The organism is Spirosoma pulveris (genome assembly GCF_054781875.1).
In genome coordinates this window covers 20,955-41,650 of the sequence record NZ_BAAGTO010000022.1, presented here as the reverse complement: position 1 = coordinate 41,650, position 20,696 = coordinate 20,955, and the positions used below count along the sequence as shown (strand labels likewise).

At 45.9% G+C, this 20,696-nt stretch carries 14 protein-coding genes; 8 read left to right on the top strand and 6 right to left on the bottom strand.

All coding sequences use genetic code 11. From position 1 onward, the window contains the following. Positions 1–94: 94 nt before the first annotated feature. A complete protein-coding gene (locus ACYVJM_RS30860) occupies positions 95–826 on the bottom strand; it encodes a TlpA family protein disulfide reductase (protein WP_461151980.1) in 732 nt (243 codons plus the stop codon). 208 nt (positions 827–1,034) lie between these two features. Continuing rightward, the gene (locus ACYVJM_RS30855) at positions 1,035–1,442 is read right to left on the bottom strand and encodes a hypothetical protein (protein WP_461151979.1); all 408 of its coding nucleotides are present in this window, start codon (positions 1,440–1,442) and stop codon (positions 1,035–1,037) included. Positions 1,443–2,550: 1,108 nt separating this feature from the next. On the opposite strand from ACYVJM_RS30855, the gene ACYVJM_RS30850 reads away from it, so the two are divergent. Then, on the top strand, positions 2,551–5,553 hold the full coding sequence (locus tag ACYVJM_RS30850) for a choice-of-anchor Q domain-containing protein (protein ID WP_461151978.1): 3,003 nt from the start codon (positions 2,551–2,553) through the stop codon (positions 5,551–5,553). Positions 5,554–5,956: 403 nt separating this feature from the next. Here ACYVJM_RS30850 and ACYVJM_RS30845 read toward each other — a convergent pair whose 3' ends face one another. Together ACYVJM_RS30845 and ACYVJM_RS30840 are read right to left on the bottom strand one after the other, a co-directional pair. Continuing rightward, positions 5,957–8,338 carry an ABC transporter permease gene (locus ACYVJM_RS30845; protein ID WP_461151977.1) on the bottom strand — a complete coding sequence of 794 codons (2,382 nt, stop codon included), beginning with the start codon at positions 8,336–8,338 and terminating at the stop codon, positions 5,957–5,959. A 225-nt stretch (positions 8,339–8,563) separates the two neighbouring features. Then, on the bottom strand, positions 8,564–10,987 hold the full coding sequence (locus ACYVJM_RS30840; protein ID WP_461151976.1) for an ABC transporter permease: 2,424 nt from the start codon (positions 10,985–10,987) through the stop codon (positions 8,564–8,566). Positions 10,988–11,932: 945 nt separating this feature from the next. On the opposite strand from ACYVJM_RS30840, the gene ACYVJM_RS30835 reads away from it, so the two are divergent. From ACYVJM_RS30835 to ACYVJM_RS30825, 3 genes are all read left to right on the top strand, one after another. Next, entirely contained in the window at positions 11,933–12,547 is a 615-nt protein-coding gene (locus tag ACYVJM_RS30835; protein WP_461151975.1) for a porin family protein, read from the top strand. A gap of 956 nt (positions 12,548–13,503) precedes the next feature. Then, positions 13,504–14,643: a M12 family metallopeptidase gene (locus tag ACYVJM_RS30830; RefSeq protein ID WP_461151974.1), complete on the top strand. Its 1,140-nt coding sequence runs from the start codon at positions 13,504–13,506 to the stop codon at positions 14,641–14,643. Between the two features lie 13 nt (positions 14,644–14,656). Continuing rightward, entirely contained in the window at positions 14,657–15,967 is a 1,311-nt protein-coding gene (locus ACYVJM_RS30825) for a tetratricopeptide repeat protein (RefSeq protein ID WP_461151973.1), read from the top strand. A gap of 1,098 nt (positions 15,968–17,065) precedes the next feature. Here the strand turns inward: ACYVJM_RS30825 and ACYVJM_RS30820 are convergent. Then, the gene (locus tag ACYVJM_RS30820; protein WP_461151972.1) at positions 17,066–17,233 is read right to left on the bottom strand and encodes an IS1-like element transposase; all 168 of its coding nucleotides are present in this window, start codon (positions 17,231–17,233) and stop codon (positions 17,066–17,068) included. Between the two features lie 270 nt (positions 17,234–17,503). Between ACYVJM_RS30820 and ACYVJM_RS30815 the strand changes: the two genes are divergently transcribed. Together ACYVJM_RS30815 and ACYVJM_RS30810 are read left to right on the top strand one after the other, a co-directional pair. Beyond that, on the top strand, positions 17,504–17,971 hold the full coding sequence (locus tag ACYVJM_RS30815; protein WP_461151971.1) for a hypothetical protein: 468 nt from the start codon (positions 17,504–17,506) through the stop codon (positions 17,969–17,971). Continuing rightward, complete coding sequence (locus ACYVJM_RS30810) at positions 17,941–18,750, top strand: sensor histidine kinase (protein ID WP_461151970.1); 810 nt, start codon at positions 17,941–17,943, stop codon at positions 18,748–18,750. Before ACYVJM_RS30815 ends, ACYVJM_RS30810 begins: the two co-directional genes overlap by 31 nt. Before the next feature lie 535 nt (positions 18,751–19,285). Here the strand turns inward: ACYVJM_RS30810 and ACYVJM_RS30805 are convergent. After that, positions 19,286–19,789, bottom strand: coding sequence for a hypothetical protein (locus tag ACYVJM_RS30805; RefSeq protein WP_461151969.1), 504 nt, complete (start codon positions 19,787–19,789; stop codon positions 19,286–19,288). 251 nt (positions 19,790–20,040) lie between these two features. On the opposite strand from ACYVJM_RS30805, the gene ACYVJM_RS30800 reads away from it, so the two are divergent. Continuing rightward, on the top strand, positions 20,041–20,352 hold the full coding sequence (locus ACYVJM_RS30800; RefSeq protein WP_461151968.1) for a transposase: 312 nt from the start codon (positions 20,041–20,043) through the stop codon (positions 20,350–20,352). Positions 20,353–20,357: 5 nt separating this feature from the next. Further along, positions 20,358–20,648, top strand: a complete 291-nt coding sequence (locus ACYVJM_RS30795; RefSeq protein WP_461151967.1) for a hypothetical protein — start codon at positions 20,358–20,360, stop codon at positions 20,646–20,648. Positions 20,649–20,696: the final 48 nt, after the last annotated feature.

The window sequence follows — 20,696 nt, the reverse complement described above, 5'->3', positions numbered from 1 at the left end:
TGCACCAGCGAAAGCGTAAAGTCAAGTTACGCTGGTACCCTTACAAGAAAGTGAGGTACGGAAATGTGCAATATGAAGGCCTGTTACGGTGATTTTAATATCTGTCCAACTCAATCAGTAGCATACGGTTGCTTTCCAAGACCTTATCGATAGCAGCTACGAGTCGATTATCAAGCATGGCTTTATTTGTTTGGGAATTAGACGATAAACCTGTGTAAATATCCTCAATAACACCCGTTGAGGAAATAACGAAATGACTGGGGTACCCCTCAACAGCTAAAGCAGAAATAAGCCCTTGGGCTTGAGGCAAAACAGTGTATGTGAATCGACGTTTTGATAGAAGCTTCTGAATTCGGACAGCTGACTCAGGGGCAGGAGCAATAAAGACAATATTTTTACCTGTGTACTTGGCCATTAAATCACTTAAAAGGGGCATCTCCTCGATACAGGGCCCACAAGTTGTTGACCAGAAATTAATAACGATTGATTTTCCTTTCAAGGAGGTGTTGCTATATACGTTACCCTGAATGTCCTTTAACGAGAAGATTGGTAGCTGCTTACCAATCCATTTTGCTTTAAATTGATCTATTGGATTATCAGCCAATACTTCAAAGATAATCTGAGTTTCATGCTCTTTATGGATTACATCCATCTGAGCAATGGGCTTACCTCTATTCGCTGTTTGAATGCTATCGAATTGTTGTGGAGTATATCGAGTACCCCGTGGATCAATGTATACTTTCGGTTTTACCGATTGAGCCCATCCTATCAAACTAACTAGAAATAAGGAAACAACCGGTAAGGTATGACGCAGTAAGTTTAGCATAGTCGGTTTGAACAATTTGGGGTACATGTTAATGCAATATAGACTGTTGTTCCGCAAATCTTTCACATAACATATTCTTAGTTATGCAACAGGTCTAGGTAAAGTACAACTTATTGCCCCACCGCGAGTTAGTACTATTCCTAGACCTGTTGCATAACTAGACTCATGTTAATGGAAATAAGAAAGATTATGCACGTCTTATTTAATCTTAGAAAGACTTTTTAGTTATACAGAAGACAATAATAAGAGCAATGGCAAAAACGCCAAATGCACCGGTAAAAATGTAGCGGTAGAGCTTTACGCACTTTGCTTTTTGGGCATCAGTTAAAACAAAATCAAATTGATTGATGACTAAAGGCCTTAGAACTTGTCGATAGAAAAAATAAGGTATGGCCCCCGTGAGCAGGGAGGCTTGAACAAGATCGAGATGCAAGGGGCCTACCAGTTTCGCCAGTACCCCTCCCGACAGAACAAGTATAGCCATGTAGTACAAGTACAGTGCGGCCAAGAATCGCCGGAAACCAGTATCTTCCGCTAATTTAGGTGGCATCTCTACAATAGCATCTAAATAAGCTCCCTGCTGAAGATTAATAAGAAAGTGCTTAAGACTAACCATTACTGGTTGGTGTATATAAGTGCCGTTATGATAAACTGTGCACATCAATCTTAATTCGGCCTTGAATCACGTCTTTGAATAACTTTTTTAATTGAGTACTCATGCGTTTCATTACTGAGAAAAATTTGGTCTCTTTCATAATCTTCGATGTTATATAAGTAAACGTTATGTTAACCCCTAAGATGTTTACAGCGGTCCTTTACTCGTAGTCTGCGGGTTCAATCTATCGATATTCCATTAACATAATAACCGTCTTTTGCCTTCCCTTTCCAAGTTACAATTCGGCCTGTTTTCAGGGCTCGTATAGAGTGGTTAATCTTATAATAATCGCTTAACATAACGTTGCTTATACAACTTGACTGAGAAATGTACAATCTCCCAGCCGGTGATTAACAGCTTATTACCCACTTAATTACGCTATTCACTCATTGATATACCACCACAATATTTAGTACAGAATAGAATCTTACTGTCAAAACAACTACGGCTAATTCATTATTAGCTCTCTGAATAACTTGTACTTTTTCTAGCTACTCCTTAAAAAAACGTTATACAAATGGAATCAACTTTAGGGTAAAGTGTGAATCGAACATTCAGTTGAGATCTTAGCGATTAAACTAGCGACTGACTTCGTTTAACTTAAAATTTAAGATCAGCCTATGTAGTTAACTTTTGTTGGCCGTTTCCTCATTATCAAAAATTTATCGTTCAGAGAATTACGGAGTCTCAATGGTAGTGTATAACTTACAGCCAACAGATCTACCTGCTATTTCTTCTATCTACACTCGACTAATGCATTTAACTATCACGGCTCCCGTAAATTGGGTCAAGACGGCCCCTGTTGCATTTCCTGTCCCTTTTTCAGGCTCGACAACCTGCTCATCCAGTGAGCTGAGAGAATAGGCCGCTCCGCCTTTCTGAACTTCCTTTCTTGCGTTAATGCTACCGCTCGGGTTCTACAACCTGCAAGCCGGGTACGGCTCATCGCCTGTAGTTGTTTTAATCCTCTCTTCGTGAGTGAGACAACATCGGCAGATGACCTGCTTAATTAGGCCAATCGCTTTTTCAACCAATCCACTAAATCAATTAAACAAAACAACGCCAACGTATGAGAACTACCTTTACCGATCTACTTTTCGTTCTTTCAACCAGATCCCTGCTGGGCAGTCTTTTGTGGATCATCAGCAGCCTCGGCCTCCAGGCGCAAACGGTATATGTTACACCTGCCGGGGCTGGCCAGCAATCCGGTGCCGACTGGGCGAATGCCTTACCGGGTAGCCAGCTACAACCAACCCTAAAAGATGCTCAGGAAGGGAGTGTTTTTCGCCTGGCCGCCGGGCTTTATAAGCCCAGCGCGACCGGTGACCGGATGGTTTCCTTTATAATCCCCTCGGGCGTGCAGGTGGTTGGTGGCTATACCGGTAGCCAGGCAGATCCCAACCAACGGATGGCGTTTACTGATCCAGAGCAGCCCAGTAGCACGACCTTATCGGGGGATATTGATAATGACAATCGGTTAGATGAGGAAAATACCAATAACGTCGTTCGTTTTTCTGCCGCTAACGAACAAACCCTATTGGATGGCGTCGTGGTTACAGGAGGTAATGCAACGACGACAACGCCTGATCTCCGCTATGCTAGCAATACCGGTGGCGGGGGCGTGTTTTTAGATGCTGGCATGGGCAGTAACTCACCTTTAATTAGGAACTGCTTGTTCACGCACAATACAACGATTGGATTAGGTGGTGCCGTTTATAATGACGCTTGGTTTGGTTTAATCCAACCAAAATTCATTCATTGCGATTTTGTTGATAATAGTGCAGCCGCCGGCGGTGCGTTTGGCATTTATGTTTATCGTGGGCGGAGTAGTATGCAGTTCACCAATTGCCGTTTTATTCGAAATAGCGCAGGAACGGGGGGAGTGAACTATAACTATGTCTATGGCGAACTCGGAAGCCCCGGTATTTCCAACCCAAAGTTCTTCAATTGTGAGTTCACCAATAATCGTGCTTCAGGCAGTGGAGGCGTTATGTATAATTATGTGGCTGGGGGATCGGGCACCACTGCCGCACCAGGGTTCCTTAATTGTACTTTAAGTGGCAATCAAGCCCAAAGCGGCGGAGCATTTTACAACGTGGCTACGCCGTACTATGTCCATTACACGCACCTTTCCAGCGGCCCCGCCATGACAAATTGCATTCTTTGGAATAATGGGGGTAGTAATGCGATCATAAATGAACATTTCACCCAACGCGGAGACGTAACCAGTACGGGAGAGGGTGTGGCTGAAGCTTATAATAGTGTACTGGAAGCGGGTACAACCCTTTCATATGGGTCAGAGAACCAGATTGTTACGACTTCCCCCTTCCTTAATGAACAGACGATACAGCTCCGGTCCTGTTCACCAGCCATCAACTTAGGTAAACACACCAGTTATTTAACCGGGCCTGAAATGACCACTGATTTAGCGGGTAACCCGCGCGTGTATCCCGAAGGGGGCCGTGTGGACATTGGCGCTTATGAATATCAGCAGGAAAGTCCAGCCTGGTTGATGATCACCCAACAACCCGCCAGTCAAAACACAGTCATCGGGGGTTCACCCCTGCAAGTGCCCGTTGGCTTAAGTAGTCCGGCTACGACCTACAGCTGGTATCGGAACGGGAGTATCGTATCCGGTCAGCAGTCGGCTACCCTGACCTTAGCCAGTGTACAGCCAGATCAAGCGGGTGATTACAGTCTGGTAGCCCTTGGTACGTGCAACAGTGTCACGTCGACTGCTTCTACCGTAGTAGTTGTCCCACCGGTTAGTTTAGTAGTGAGTGAAATCAGCGCATCCACAACAACGCTTTGCGCGGGAACGACCACCACGTTAACGGCTCAGGTTACCGGTGGTACGGCGCCTTACACGTATGCTTGGTCGGCTACGGGCGGAGCCACCCTGCGCAACGCCTTGGTTAACACCATTGAACTACTGGGTAATACCGCTCAACCCCTTTTGGTGCGTGTGCTGATCACTGATGCCGCGAGTATGACCACGAGTGCTACCCTGAGCCTGGTGGTTAAGGCACTACACCCGGCCGCCTTTTCGGGCTTACCGACGAGTCTCTGTCAAGGTACGGGTAGTATTTCTCTTACGGCGGAAACACCCGGGGGGATCTTCACGGGTCCTGGCATGACCGCCAACTTACTGCTCACCCAGGGTTTGACACCGGAGCAATCTTACACCATCACTTATAGTGTCAGTAGCCAGGGTTGTACCAGCAGCAGCAGCCAGGCGTTCCGGCTGGTTACGACGCCTGCAGCTCCCCGCCTACTCACGCAGTCGGGGCAGCTCTACCCCGGCAATCAGTCTTTCGTTGATGTAGCTCAGTTCTCCGGAGTTGTCAATCTGGTCAGTACCGGCTGTAGTGGGGGAACGGTTAAGTGGCAAGGCCCCAACAATCAGTCTGGAACCGGTAACGTTGCCCTGGCGACCGCTACGGTGGGGACCTTCATCTATAGCGCCCGCTGTCAACAGGGAGCCTGCGTCAGTGAGCCGGCTCAGGCGACGGTGGTCGTCAAGTCAGCCCCCCTGCAGTTTGTCCCGCCGGTGTTTGATTGTGCCAGCGGAAAGTTAACGCTTCGCACGATCGGGGGGAATGGGCAAGCCATCGAGTATCAGATTTCGGGGGTCACCCAGGGCTGGTCAACCCAGAATCCAGTTGTTCTGAGCGCTAAGCAGACGACCAAACCGTTGAAACTAAATGCCCGGCAGCGAGCTACTACGAATCAGGGGTTTGACAATGCCGATTTAACATATTCAGTACCCGCTTGTGCTGGCAGCCGATTAGGCGTTGAGGAGGCAAGGCCTGAGTTGACCGTCCGCGTTTTGGGTAACCCGGCCAATGCCGGATTGATTAAGCTTACTATAGCGGGTGCTGAGGGGTATCCGGTGAAACTACAATTGACAGATTTAACGGGTCGACTGCTGATAGAGCAACAGATTGATCGAGCGGGTGCTCTGGAAGAGTGTCAGCTGCCGTCGGACAAGGTAGGCAGCGGCCTTTTTCTGGTTCACGTGCTTACGCCTATCGATTCACAAACGATAAAAGTGATCAACAACCCCAATTAGTACAACATGATAGAGCAGGGGTGCTAATACAAATAGAGGAGGTTGCCACCAAGGTAGAGTTTCCGTTTACCTTGGTGGCAAGATCTAACCCGGTAGATAGTAGGCATTAACCGAAATCAATGGCTAACTTCATAAAGTAGGCTTATTAAACAATGGATATTCTATCTAAAGAAGCGTTTTCGTGAACAAAGAATTCATTTAAAATATTGTATTTTTTTTAGCGATTATCAAGCTTTTGATATCAAAAAGAACACTTTCCAAATTGTACAAATCAAGGCTGAATCTGTTTGGAGATACAATTTGGCCAGCCACTGAATTCCTTTTAAGAAATTAGTGGCTGGCCACTCCGAACTGGCAAGACCTGATAGCCCCAGAGTCTATAAAATTGACCTTTGAATCTGAGTTAGGACGATACGCTTAAATTATCAACGGGGTTTGCATTGGCCGCTTTCAGCGTTTGGGATAGAATCGTCGACAAGCCTAAACCCATTATGATTAAAAGACTCACCACCATTTCCAGCCACCCAATTTCGAGTCGGTAATACTGAACACTGATCAGCAGTTGATTAAACAACAAATACATTATTGGAAGGGTAACCAGGCTGGCAATGACCAGGAGCCAGACAAATTCCTTTGACAACATTACGACCAGACTTTCTGAGGTGGCACCCAGCACCTTTCGAATGCTTATTTCTTTGACCCGTTTCTGAACGGTGAACGACACCGTGCCGAGCAAACCCAGGCAGGACACCGTAATTGCTAATAACCCCAAAAAGCCCCATAGCTTAATAATCACGGTGTAAAAACGGTAGGCTTCTTTAAGCTCATCGGCGTAAAGCTGGGCCGTGAATTTGCCGCTACCCCCGGTCTTTTTCCAGAGCGCTTCCATCTTGGTGAGCTCACTCAGCACTGAACTTGACGCAAGTTTCAGCGTAGCGTAGGTAAACCGGGCAGGATTATAATCAAAAAAGAAACTTCGGATCGGGCTTTTAAGACCCGCATAATGAAAATTCTTCAAGACCCCAGCGATGCGCACCTCCCGGCCATCCGCCAAGAAGACGGATCGATTAATCGCCGCCGACGGATTCTTCAGGTTTAACGTTTTGACAAACTCTTCATTGACCAGAATCAAGCGTGCGTTCTCGGAGGCATTCCGGCCAAAATCTCGCCCGGCCAGTAACGTTAATTTCAGGTTTGAAATAAACGCCTCATCAATGGACATGGAGGAGGCCTGGATCGAATCGCCCTGAGCGGACGTTTTGATGGATTGTTCCGGGGCTGATTCAATGCCTAAAATATGGGAGGACAGTGAAATTCGCTTGACGGCGGATAACTGACCAAACTCATGTTTGAAACGCTGCGGATCGATGTGCTGCAGGTCAACATCAAGGGCATTCTGTTGCTCAAACCCTAAATCATACTGGAGTGAGTACTGATACTGCCGCATCATAATGACAACCGCCATAATAAAACCCAGCGAGAGCATAAACTGACTGGTTAACATCAGCTTCCGGAAGATCGAGCCACGGCTTGCCGTTAGGTCTTTGCCGGTCAAGGCCTTGATGGGCGTAAGCCTGGCGAAATAAAGCGCGGGAACAACACCAGCGGCAAAACCAACCCCCAGGGCCAATAACACAAAACCTAGGTAGGTGGCCCAGGTTGGGGATAGATCCAGGGGCCCGGTTTCGATCATTTGATAAATGAAATCGCGTCGCAATACATCAAAAATGACGTAGGAAAGCAGCAGGGCCAATCCCACCAGGAGAATTGATTCGGTAATGAACTGAAAAAAGATCTGCTTTCGTTGGCCGCCCAGCACCTTTCTGATCCCAATTTCCTTCATGCGCTCCAGGGATTGGGCGATCGACAGATGGGCATAGTTTGAACAGGCGGGCAGGAGTATCATCAGCGACAGCGAGCCAACCACCAACAGGAGCAGAAAATCATAGGTGGTCCCTAACGAATCAACTAATTGAGGACCGGGTACGATTTTAGTCAGTGGCTGAAGCTGAAACGATGCTTGACGGGTCGGGTTGGTATAGCGCTGTTTAGCTAGTTCATTCAGATACCCCTCAATCCCAGCGGGCTCATAGTCGTTAATAAGACGCACGTACACGTATGAATTAGCAAACGATTGCCACCCCTGGTTATCCTCCAGAAACGAAGCCCCTTTATATGACAATAAGGTGGCATAGGAGGCGATGGCCTCAAACTGCAGGTGTGAGTTAAGGGGGACATCGTTCAAGATACCGGTAACCACCAAATCGCCATACGGTTCCAGGGTGATGACTTTCCCCATCACATCCGCGCTACCGAACAGTTTGATGGCTTGGGTTTGGGTGAGAACCAGGGCATTGGGTTTAGTGAGGGCGGTGGCCGGATTGCCTTGCTGAAAGGGGAAACTAAACACGTCAAAAAACGCAGGATCGGCAAAATAGCCCTTCAGGCGAATCTTCTTTTCCTGGTAACTGGCCTCCCCGCCAAAGGAACTGTGAATCCGGACCACTTTTTCGACGCCGGCCAATTCAGTCTTTAGTTTTTGGGCCAGCCCCACCGGCGCGGAGGCATACCGGGGATTTTCTTTTTTATCCAGTAGTTGCGTGGTGATCCGATAGATCCGGTCTTTGTGGGGATGGAAATCGTCAAATCGGTACAGAAACGAGAGCAGTGCCACGAACAATAAACTGATGGACATGCCAAGAGCCAGGCCCATGACGCTTAGTACGGTAAAGAATTTATGTCGGTATAGCTTTCGGTAAGCCGTCTTAAAAAAATTTCGAAACATAAGGGGATTGAGTTAGCCAAACAGGATGATAAAAAAGCCGTTTCAAACGATGTTGGATCGCCAGGGCGAACCTGAGCCATCCGTTTAGTTACCCGTCCAGGAGACTAGGTGGCCACTGACAGGACGATTGACCGCCTAATAACCACTTTAATGGGATCCATGAGGCTCCTCCATTGACGCCAGGCAGCCCGGTCAGTAGGCGTTCACGCCGTTTTTAAGTACGCCTTAGTCGCTTCGTAAGCTGTTAACGGGATTGGTCAAGGCAGCCTTTACACTTTGGAAGAAGACCGTTAGAAAGGCAATACCAAGGGCCAGCAAACCGGCCCCGGCAAACATCCACCAGTGGATCGCTACCCGGTAAGCGAATCCGGCTAACCAATGGCTCATGGCATACCAGGCGATGGGCGAAGCAATCAGGAGGGCAATGAGCACCAGCTGAAGGAAATCGTTGGCCAATAAAGCGACGATGCTCGTAACACTAGCCCCCAGCACCTTCCGAACGCCAATCTCTTTCGTCCTCTGTTCAGCCGTAAAGGCGGCCAGCCCAAAGAGACCCAAACAGGTAATGAAGAGGGACAGGAAGGTGAACAGGCCGAATACCTTCCCAAAAACCTGTTCTGATCGGTATTGGTCCGCAAATTGCTCATCCAGAAAGGTGTACTCGAAGGGCCATTCACTGGCAACGGCCCGCCATTTCTCGCCCAATACACCCAGAGCGGTCGTTGTGGCCCCGGGTCGGATACGAACCACCAGGTGCGAATATTCGGCGGGAACGATCTGCAAGACCATCGGCTCGATTTTCTGGTGGATGGTCTTGTAATTAAAGTCTTTCACCACGCCAATGACTTTGCCCCGCTTGATCGAATCGGCGGGGGTAGGGGGTTCCCACTGCCGCCAGTTGATGGATCGACCAATGGCCTTGGCGGGGGTCCCCCAGCCCAGTTCCCGAACGGCCGTTTCGTTCAGCACAAACCCTTCCCCCGCATCGGTACCATAGCCTTTGGAAAAATTACGACCGGCCACCATCGTCATGCCCATCGTCGGAATATAGTCTTCATCGACCAGAAACATATTGGTCGAAAACGGCTCCGTACGGCCCGGCACATTGATCCCATCGCCCGCAAAGCGGCCACCCGGCACCCCGTAACAGGCCGTGGCGCCCACGATCGAGGGGTTCTGGGAAAGTTCGGCTTTGATGGTTTCGATCGTCTGGCGCATAGCTTTGGTCCGAACGGGCAATAACACCAGCTGTTCTTTCGAAAAGCCCAGGTTCTTGGTCTGGATGTAGCGAATCTGGTGAAAAACGATGCCTGCGCCGATCATCAGCATAATGGATACGGCAAACTGAACCACCACCAGATTCCGGCGCAGAAGCGCTCCGGATGCTACGCCTTTCACCGCTCCCTTCAGCACATTGAGCGGCTTGAAGCCTGACAGGAAAAAAGCGGGGTAACTACCCGCCAATAAGCCAACCAGAGCCACCGCCGCGAGTAAACTCAGCCCAAACGGGATGGTTAGCATAGCCGTAAATGACAGCGATTTACCCGTCCAGTCGTTCAGCGTGGGCAGCACCAGCCCGGTCAGCAAGAGGGCTAGCCCCAGCGCCATACTCGTTTGCAGCAGCGACTCACCCAGAAACTGCCTGATGAGTTGCGCGCGTTGGGCACCCACCGCTTTGCGCATACCCACTTCCTTGGCCCGGCGGGCCGAACGGGCTGTACTGAGGTTCATGAAGTTGAAACAGGCAATCAGCAGCGTGAAGACGGCCACTAGCGAAAAGGCATAAATGTACTGAATATCACCCTTCTGGGCGATATCATACTCCACGTCCGAAGAGCGCAGATGAACATCCGTGAGTGCTTGCAGTTGATAATTATCCCGCGCGTTACGCTGGGCTACCTCACCGGGCGCGTGTTGGGCCAGAAACGCGGGTAGTTTGGCGTTTACCTGCGCGGGGTCGCTGCCTTCGGCCAGGGTGATGTAGGTATAAAACTGTTGCCAGCCCCAGCTTTTGAGCCGTTCCAAGCCGACCATATCCCGCAAGGCGCTAAACGAGCCCACGAAACTGGCCTTCAGGTGCGATGAGACGGGTACATCCTTCATAACACCCGTCACCCGAAATTTGTAGGTGCCATCAATGGTCAAGGGCTTACCCAGGGGATCCTGACTGCCGAAGTATTTGCGGGCCATCGTCTCCGAGAGCACAATCGCATCGGGGGAGCGAAGCACCTGGGCCGCATCGCCACGGGTAAGGGGAAAGGAAAACAAAGCAAAGAACATAGAGTCAGCCAGCAGGATGTTTGATTCAAAGAACTTCCTGTCGCGGTAGGCCACCAGCTCATTGCCGCCAAACTCAAACAGGCGTACACTCTGCTGAACCTCCGGAAAGCTGGTTGTCAGCGTGGGGCCATAGGCGGGTGGAGTCCGGGCCATGACCATCTGCACCCCTTCCGAACTCCGGTGGTTGATAATGCGATAAATTTGGCTGGCCTTGGCATGAAATCGGTCGAACCGCAGCTCATCCTGTACATACAGAAAAATAACCAGACAACAGGCCAGCCCAATGGCTAAGCCGAAAACGTTGATGAAGGTGTAGCCCTTGTGACGAACCAGGTTCCGCCAGGCTATTTTCAGGTAGTTGCGTAGCATATAGGTCGATGAATTATTGCGTCTGCCTATATGACTCAACTATCATACCATGTTGCTATACCCCTTCCAGAGCTTGACTAAAGACGATATGGGGACAACTAGCTGTACGATTTCGGACAATTCTGGGCAGACAACGTCCGATATTAAGGCCAGAAGGATTCCGCTAAAGTAGCCTCTGTCTGCTATTTTGGGCAGCAAAAAGATATGGCTACTGAATGATTCCGGTTCAGGAAATTGAGGAATCGATTCTTACTTGTTTACTTACCTATACAAAAAGGTATAGGCCTGTTCTACAATGAGGATGAATGAAAATAAACCGGTGTTATGAGCGCTAAACTGACACAAACCGTGTACACGCGGGTGTCGCTTTGTTATTGCCTATAAACCATTATAAAAAATAGGACTATATCCTTAAATTGGTTAAAAGCAATCGTTGCCTTTACTAATTGGATATATTGTACTTTTCGCAGTATCGCTCACTTAAGATAACATTTTCGTGAACGCTTTTAGGACAAAAACAATCAAGAGATCTGGTCTGTAAACTATGAAATTCTGTTCATTCGTTGAAGGGTTTTCGTAAACGATTTTTCAGAAAGATAAAATGGCTCGCAACCTTGTAATCTACAGCTATTTACGTGGTTCATTTAATGATAATTTCAAGCCTTTACTTGGACGAATTTTAAATCGACCCATCTTTGTAAACATTGACCGTTTGCTATGTATTCCTCTGTAATAACTTGACCCAGTTGGTGTCAAGCTTTTTCAGAGGAATACAGTTGACATCGACATGATTTAAGCTTACATACCCTTTTAACAAATTCTTCAAATGAGTCAGGGAAAATGGCGAGTAAAGTGCCTCTCAAAGTAGCTTATTAGCTGGAGAAGGATTGATGTAGACTAGTTATCGCGATGAAAGCAAACCTGTCTATGGTAATAGGGCTGTGCATGTTTGGTACCCTAGTAACGTATGGCCAACCCAATATTACCTATCAGGTAGGTCTTACTAGTGGCCTCAATGCGGCGCTCATCAAAAATAATACAGGTCTGCAAAAAAGTCGGTGGACCTACAACGTAGGGGCATCCTTGGAACAACGGTTTTCACCAGCGGTTGCTTTAGTCTACCAACTCCTTTACTCACGCCAGGGAGAAACGGTTGATCTAAAATACGGAGGTACGGGTCCTGTCGTTGGTCATCAGTTTATCACCTTTGATTATGTGACTCTACCCATCATGCTCCGGATTCGGCCCAAAGCCGAACGCGTATTTTTAGAACTTGGTGGGCAAGTTGGCCGACTGGTCAATAACTACATTCGTATAACGGACCCGATTAATCAGGAAAAAAAATTTGATCACACCCATCCGTGGGACGCTGGTTTTACGGGTGGGCTAGGCTACCGCATTGGCCAGCATCTAGTGATTGATAGCCGGTATTATCATGGGCTAAAACCCATACTGGCTGATTTTACCAGTGTGAATCCACAAACCGGCGTGCCTATGCTGAACCGACAGGATACCTGGTACAACCGGGTGTATTCGCTAAATTGTAGCTACTATTTCTAAGGCTTCCCCCTTATCAATCCGATAAGCCAAGAGCAGATAGTAGATCGAACAAATGTGAGATTGCACGTAACGTTTTCAGTAGCTTACGGGTAAACTAGTTGAGCGAGTCTGAGATAAGCCAAGATTAGCGGGGCTATCTCCCCTAGTCAATCACTCAGGACTGTAACCCTAGTCATACCATGAATGGAGTTCGTTCACTAGGCTGGTTTGTTGGCAGTATGTTTGTTTCAACCTATCTACTGGCAAAGCCACTTCATTTTTCTGCCTGCTGCTCTTCCCGGGAGTTGACCCCGGACGCGCAGCAGGTCAGTAAACTACGACCTAGTTTCCCCCCTTCCTCCGTAAGCACGTTTCCGAAACTCATATGGGATCAACAAGCCCATTCTTTAGTTTCAAGGGGTGTTTCAGGTCATAGAGTGAGTGCTGGCAACCAGCGTTACCAACAGCCGTTGGCCAACACGGGTTTAGATGCGCAAACACCACCCTCTCAAATAAGGTACACCCGCCAACCAGTATCGCCTAAAGCGGACCTTTTCGTGTACGCTTTCTGGCTTTTTAAGAGAAAGGGTTAGACTATCCCATAAGTCAGGCTAAGCGTTTATTCGGGCAAGGGGTTTATTTGACGCTTGTTTTTTAATAACTGTTCAACGCAATCCGTCGCATACGGGACGGGGTCTTCCTAGGTTTATTTACGGTTGAAGTTGACGCCAGTGAGCTGGCGAATGATGAATTAGTCAGTACTATTGAGTTCGTTGAACGACATGATAAAAGGAAAATGATCACAAGTGTATGGTTGTACAAGTTGCGCATTTTACGTGGTTTTGCACATGTTATACCACTTAAGACATACACCATAAAAGGGTTATTATCTGATCTGGATACGGGATTTTTCCCCTGTTTGTACGCTAAATACTTACTGAAATTTGTCGACATCATAGACTTAGATAAACCACCTCATGGCGAATAAAAAAGAAGGCCGTACACTCGATGCATCGGCCATTGTTGACGATGGACAGACTTACTGTGCCTTACCACCGGTGCCCCCCCGCGTTTTCGAACCCGGTATTGCGCCTGACCGTCAGGCACTCATTGAAGTCATGTCCAGCAAATGGACCAATGGTACCCAATTACATTATTATTTTTTTGATCAACCTTCCGATGGACAATATGTATTTTTCACGGATGGCAGCAAAGAATGGCGACTCTGGACTACGAGCGATGAGAAACAGAAGGATGTGGTCAGGCAGGCATTCGATGTATGGAAGGGGGTGGGTATTGGTATTGAGTTCGTTGAGGTAAAAACACGGGGCGAAGCTGAAATTCGAATTGGTTTCATGCAGGGCGATGGTTCCTGGTCTTTTATTGGCCGGGATATTCTCGACAAAGGAAAAGACCAGCGCACCATGAATTTTGGCTGGGATCTTACCCGCAACCCAAAAGAACTCGATACGGCCGTGCATGAAATTGGTCATACACTTGGGTTTCCACACGAACACCAAAATCCAAACTCCGGAATTGTGTGGGACGAGGACGCGGTTTACAAGGCGCTTGCGCTTCCCCCCAATAGCTGGTCGAAAGAGAAGACGTTCTATAACATCATCCAGAAGATTGCCCCCGATACGGTAAAAGGGTCTAACTGGGATCCAAACTCGGTTATGCATTATCCGTTTGGTCCGGGGTTAATTAAAGCACCGACAGCTTATCAGAAAGGGGTATTTCCTCATGGCGGCCTGTCGGATTGGGATAAAACATGGGTACGGGAATTCTACCCGCAACTTACTCCTCACAGCGATCCGGCGCTGAAACCATTCGAATCGTTTCCGTTGGATTTAGCCGCGGGCGCTCAACAAAACTTTGTTATCGAGCCCGCTGATACCCGCTATTATACCATACAGGTATTTGGTACATCAGATGTGGTAGCGGCCCTTTTTGAAGAAATAGAGGGCGAATACCGCTTTAAGACGGCCGATGATGATAGTGGCCATGACCGCAACGCCACGATTCGAATCAAACTTTTCAAAGGACGTCGGTACAAATTGCGCGTTCGCATGTATTACTCCGGCTCTCAGAAGAATAATGCCGTAATGATCTGGTAATTATAGCATCCAAATGAAAACGCCCCCAATTACCCTTCCACAAACCCCACTCCAGAGCGATACAATTCGCGTTCTGGTGGGTATGGCTGTATTCTTCATTATGGGAATTGTTTTCGTCTGGGTTGGTACGGCCGATGCCCAGCCCATGACGGCTATTCTATGGGCATTAGCCTGTTTTGTAATGGGTACGCTGATCGGTTTTCTGTTCGGTATTCCTAAGGTCCTTCAGGGGAATAACCCGCCACCCCCTCCGGCCAGTTCGACGACCCCCTCCGGCACGCCTGCTTCAGCACCCGCTCCTCCACAACCCGATGGCTACGATTTGCGCGTGAATACCAATCTGGAGCAGATTTCTGACTGGCTTACCAAAATTATCGTTGGGCTGGGACTGGTAGAACTACGAACAATTCCCGGTCGACTCAAAAGCGCGGGTCAATACGTGGCAAGCGGATTGGATACCAGCCTGGCGTATTTTTCGACAGGCATGATTCTTTACTTCTCTATTCTGGGATTCATTGGAGCATACCTGATTACGCGACTGTACATTACGGGTGCGTTTAGCCGGGCCGACAGGGCAGCCATGAATAGCAGACTGTTAGAACAGCAAATCGACAACATTGCGGTGCCAGTGCCGGGTAAGGAGGCTATCCCTTTGGGGGCCCAAGAGAAGAAAGTGGCTCAAAATGTGGCCAGTAAGCCTCTTGCCGAATTGACCTCGCCGGAAGAAACCGCCGTGTGGGCAAAAGCACAACTTTCGCTGGGTAATTATGATGACGCAGCAAAGGCGTACGGACAGATTGCCGGTTTGCTAAGCAATGATCTTAGTAAACAGTTTGCCTATGCAACAGCTCTCTATTATAGTGGCGATAAGGCAGGGGCGCTTCAACAATTGTGGCAGGCCTACAAACAATTGACGCCTGCCACAAGCCCTGAACTCCGCCGGGATATTTACCGGTCTCTAACGTTTCAATCACTTTTTCAGGACCCACCCAGAAGTTTTGATGATGCTATCCGGTACGGTGAAGAATATGTGGGCGACAGCCATAATCTAGTTTCGCCGGGGGTATGGGCCAATCTGGCAGCGGCTTATGGGCAGAAAATGTCTTGGCTATTGAAAAACAATCCAACCGATCAGGAGGCAATTACCCAAACTAAAACGCGGGCATTGGCGGTGGTACGGCAAACGGCGGGAATGGGCGAACGCTGGAAGAAAAAAATCCGGGAAATGATGGATAAGGATTTTCCGAACAAAGACCTGAAGGAAAACGACCTCGAAGTGTTTGCCAATGACCCCGATTTTCGCCGGGCGGCAGGCCTATCATAACTGAATTGGTAATTCGCTGCCGGAAAGGCATCGCCTAAAAATCAACAATATTTCGGTAAACGGCCCGATACTATATACGGGTATCCTGTATAAGTGGTACAATGCTTTCGTTCTTATAGGTTAACTGGCTAGTGAACAGGCGTTTGAATGATAGATTTTTAAAAAGCTGGCCTTAATTATCTTACTTAATAAACGATTCCTTTTACTTAGACTAACTTATGTGGCCCAGTAGGCTAAAATGATGGTTTTCCGACAAACTTAATCGCTGGTAGTGGCTATTTTTCCGTGGTTTACCGCTGAGTAGAAGCCAATAGCCCTTATGTTTTATGGTTTCAGTTAATTGATAAAGTGTAAGCCTATTCATTGGTATAACTTGCTTTCTTACAGATAATTTATATTGTAAACTATCTATTTAGGTGAAAGTATTGTACCACTTATACGGGATACCCGGATATACCCCTAGGCTGTGGAATTCGACTTGTGCTTCCATAAACGTTGTTAACATCTTATAGCTGTCAGATTTCCGTTATAGAATCCGTTCAAACAGGCAGGCACTAGCAGAGTTTGAACAGCCAGAAATAATTCTGATTTCAAATCTAGTCATTCAATGATATAGGTCTGTAGTGCAAAACGGGGCCGAAATGAAAATAGAGTGGCATAAAACTCAATACTCAGTATAGCTAAGCTTACTTTGATAGTTTAACAGGATTTATTGCCTTTGAATGAGTCAAAGTAGGCTATATTTTGCCAACTAACTTGCCAGTAAAGTAAACGATCGTTTTCTTTACTACTCCTCAAAATCAGTGTTTTATGGGGCTATTTTCATTTTGGCCCCGTTTTGCACTAAAGACCAGTGTTACACTTGTGTTTCCTACTGTGGAAGGTGGCTTATTGCCTTATTCTTGACTTGCACCTGACGCTTTACCCGTTAAATTGTGGCAAGTCTACTGTTTAATGACACGCCGAATTAACGAGTAGATACATGAAAACGCTTCTTCGTCTTAAGGCGGATGACTTTACAAGAGGATTTGCAATCACTATTGAGAGTGGAGCCAAAGCACCATCCGAGCAGACACACCCGATAACTTTCTAGCAGATCTACTTGATACATGGGATTGACATGAACAGCTCCGCTACTTTTTTAAACTGGGTGCTGACTGTATTCTGGTTAACGGCTGTATCACGTACACCTGCTCCGTTGAGTACCAGTTGAATGATCTTTTCTTTGACCAACGGATCATGGGCCTTATAAATATATGTTTGCACGTATCGGCCCGCCGATGCGGTTCGGCCGCAGCCATAACAAGTGAAATAATTTCGCTTAAACTATTGATTTAGTAAACTGAAAGCATTTGAGCGCGTATGGATAACTGGAGTCTGTTTGAGGCTTTTTTCAAAATTACTGTAATATTAGTATATATTAAAAATAGAAATAAGTTTCCGAGAAAAACTTTGTTACTGATTGTATCTATATTATATCCATATATTTTCGACCTTACATTCAAGTGGGCTGACTGGTTCTGGTTCTTACAGTCCGTGAAAGTTGTTATTGAGTATTCAATATACATAGCGATTTTGTACCTATTTTCAGATAGTGATAAGTTAAAAAAGGTATTAATTTATTCGGTATATTTGCATATATTATTGGTAGTTTTAGTGGACGTTTTGGCTTATAATGAGGGTCTAATTGGCTTAGTAGATTTGATTGTAGAGGACATTATGCTAAGCATTTTATCTTCATTATTTATCTATAAAATGATAACTAGTTCTCAAGTCGATACAAATATAACAGGTAAATATATATTTTGGGTAGCTTACGGATTATTAATTCGGTTTGGTGGTGAGTTGATATTGTTTGCTTATGTTATTTTCCTTTCTTACGGAGATAATATAGTTTTCCCATTTCCACCTGTAAATACAATGCGTAATGTTTTAGCTTTTTTCACTTACATAGTTTACATTATTGCTCTTTCATGCCCGTATCCAACGAAACAATATCGATAGTTTTTGAAGTACTTTTTAGTACTTTGTTGGTGATATTTTTCATATCACTTACTATATTCTCTATACTTTTTTTTCAAAAACAGCAATTAACAAATAAACTAAAGATTGCTGAACTTCAGAAAAGTAAAGAGATTTTACAAGCTCAGTCTGAAATACAGGATCAAACACTACAAAAAATTGGAAATGAACTCCATGATAATATTGGCCAGTTATTATCGCTGGCTATTATATATATTAATGTGTTAGATGAAATATCTCATTCAACTGAACAACGAGAACAAATAAATAGTGTATATAAGGTGCTTAAATTGGCAATTAAGGGTGTAAGGGACTTAACTAAAAGTCTTGATGCTAATATTGTTAAGGAATTTGGACTAATTGAAAGTCTTTCTTTTGAGTTAGAGCGGTTAAGTAATACTGGAAAATATAAAACAAATTTTAGTACAGAAGGTGATATATATATCCTTGATACACATCAAGAGATTATATTGTTTCGAGTAGTTCAAGAATTTCTAAATAACACTATAAAACACTCAGAAGCAGACAGGGTAGAATTGATGATAAAGTACGATCCAAGGCAGTTCACTTTGCTAGCAAAAGATAATGGAATCGGATTTAATTATCAGGATATTGTAAACCGAGGTCTAAGTTCTTCAGGAGCTGGACTTAGAAATATACAAAACCGAGTCGAACTTATAGGTGGTTCATTACAACTAAAAACGTCGCCAGGTTTTGGGACCCTTATAGAGATTACTTTGCCAGTTTTAAAAAGTATATAGGTTGATTTTATGTCCTATATTAGATTAGGGCTTTCTCATAAAACCTTTGGTACTCTAACAAATACTGTGGTTAACTTGGAAAATGCAGTAAACCGATTTTTACGAACAGCTTTTAGCCTTGCCTGATTTGCAGGTTCAGCGCGTCGAGTTTAGCCCCTCACGCATTACCCTCGGGTATTTAGTATAACTGGTACAATACTATATTATACAGCAATTAAAATATTAATAGCCAATCTGTTACATGAATAATTTTCATTTTAACGGTCGGTTAATTGAAAAGTGGCAGACGCATCTTAACTGTGGTTTAATTTGCCTTAAAAACGATTTATAGTGTCGTTCGCGTAATCAAATTTCATAATTGGCTTTGTAGTAACGGGTTTTGCTAAATTTAGGTATCGCTGTTATTGATCCATGAGGTTTTATGTACGATTCTGCAAAGAGCCCAAGTTTATGAATAGAACTATGTTACATAGAATCATTGATTTTGAAGAACTAAAAACAGCCCCGTATAACCGGGGCTGTTTTTGAATAGAGTCTAGTTTTTGGTTGGTCTATTGTTTCCACCACCACTTGGATAAGAGTAATGTTGGCCAGGCGCCTTATCTCCATTCTGTGTGGAATGAAAATGACCATTATGTTGTATCGGTGCGCCGTTACCATTTTGTCTAGCAGCATCTTTAGCAGCACTTCTTGTTGGAAAGTCTGTATTGTATTGCATAGGCTTACCAGATGGGCCTAGCGGAATCCCTTCACTATTTGTCGGTCTTCCTCCAGTTTGTGGCACACCACGTAGTTCTCCACGCCCTCCTCCAGTATTCAACGATCCACTGGCAGATGATCCATTAGTGGAAGGTCCACCACCTCCAGTTTCTGCTCTTCTGTGAGATGCAGGTGAGCGATCATCTTGAGCTAATGTCATAGATGTTGTGTACAACAGCAGTCCTATAGCTACTGTTAAAAACATAGGCTTCTTCATCGGTTTAATAGTAAGAATGTGAGATAAATGTTTGAAATTCAGACTTATACTTGTTGCTTGCAAAGCTATAAGTTCGACAAGCTCTTGAGTACGAGGAAATTCCCCTTTAGTGAGTAGAGATTCACGGTAAAAGAGAGTATCCTATGTTGGCCCAACTTCCCGTATATATTATTTAATCCGTCTAAACACATCGAAGCCCTATACCAATGATAGTATCTATGTTGGACTATAAGCGTAATAAAAACTTTGTCTTAGCCCCCTGAATGACTGGACAAAATTGCAAAAACAGTTTAGTCCTTTTACATTCAGAAATCATGAGCAAAATAAGGCGGAGTTTTACTCCCGAAGATCGTTATTCCATCGTCCAGGAAGCCATCCGGGACGGCCATGCCGAGACTTCTCGCAAGTACAGCCTATCCCCTTCGCTGCTGCGCAGGTGGCGATTGAAATATTTGAGCAAAGGCAAAGAAGGCCTGAAAGATTCCTATGCACGTCTCGATCCCCAACTGCGGGCTCTCGAAGAGGAAAATGAACGCCTGAAGCGGATTGTAGCAAAACAAGCGCTTAAACTGGAAATCAAAAGCGAACTGCTAAAAAAAACGCCTATTCAACCCAAGAGAAGTTAATACTCATGGAGCAGTTCAAAAATCAGGTAAGTCGTACCCTGTTATGCCAGTGGCTCGACCTACCACGGAGCGTGTCTTACTACCAACCTCAATCAGGAAAGCCTGGGGCACGACCCAGCCAGGTGACTATAAGACTGGATGGATCGCGGGTCGACAACCGACTGGTAGTGAGCAGTATACGACAATTACTGAATGTTGAGTTCAATGCCATCGGTTATGAATACATCACGTATGAATTGAAAAAAGAATACTTGATCAACAAGAAAAAGGCGGCCGCCGCGCGGTGTATCGGCTAATGAAGGAGCATAATTTATTGCTAGGTAAAGTGATCCGACCGACGGCAA

Coding starts and splice junctions, on each gene's coding strand:
- ACYVJM_RS30860 (WP_461151980.1), bottom strand. CDS start 826: ATGCTAAACTTACTGCGTCATACCTTACCGGTTGTTTCCTTATTTCTA.
- ACYVJM_RS30855 (WP_461151979.1), bottom strand. CDS start 1,442: ATGGTTAGTCTTAAGCACTTTCTTATTAATCTTCAGCAGGGAGCTTAT.
- ACYVJM_RS30850 (WP_461151978.1), top strand. CDS start 2,551: ATGAGAACTACCTTTACCGATCTACTTTTCGTTCTTTCAACCAGATCC.
- ACYVJM_RS30810 (WP_461151970.1), top strand. CDS start 17,941: ATGCCCGTATCCAACGAAACAATATCGATAGTTTTTGAAGTACTTTTT.
- ACYVJM_RS30800 (WP_461151968.1), top strand. CDS start 20,041: ATGAGCAAAATAAGGCGGAGTTTTACTCCCGAAGATCGTTATTCCATC.
- ACYVJM_RS30840 (WP_461151976.1), bottom strand. CDS start 10,987: ATGCTACGCAACTACCTGAAAATAGCCTGGCGGAACCTGGTTCGTCAC.
- ACYVJM_RS30835 (WP_461151975.1), top strand. CDS start 11,933: ATGTTTGGTACCCTAGTAACGTATGGCCAACCCAATATTACCTATCAG.
- ACYVJM_RS30830 (WP_461151974.1), top strand. CDS start 13,504: ATGGCGAATAAAAAAGAAGGCCGTACACTCGATGCATCGGCCATTGTT.
- ACYVJM_RS30845 (WP_461151977.1), bottom strand. CDS start 8,338: ATGTTTCGAAATTTTTTTAAGACGGCTTACCGAAAGCTATACCGACAT.
- ACYVJM_RS30825 (WP_461151973.1), top strand. CDS start 14,657: ATGAAAACGCCCCCAATTACCCTTCCACAAACCCCACTCCAGAGCGAT.
- ACYVJM_RS30795 (WP_461151967.1), top strand. CDS start 20,358: ATGGAGCAGTTCAAAAATCAGGTAAGTCGTACCCTGTTATGCCAGTGG.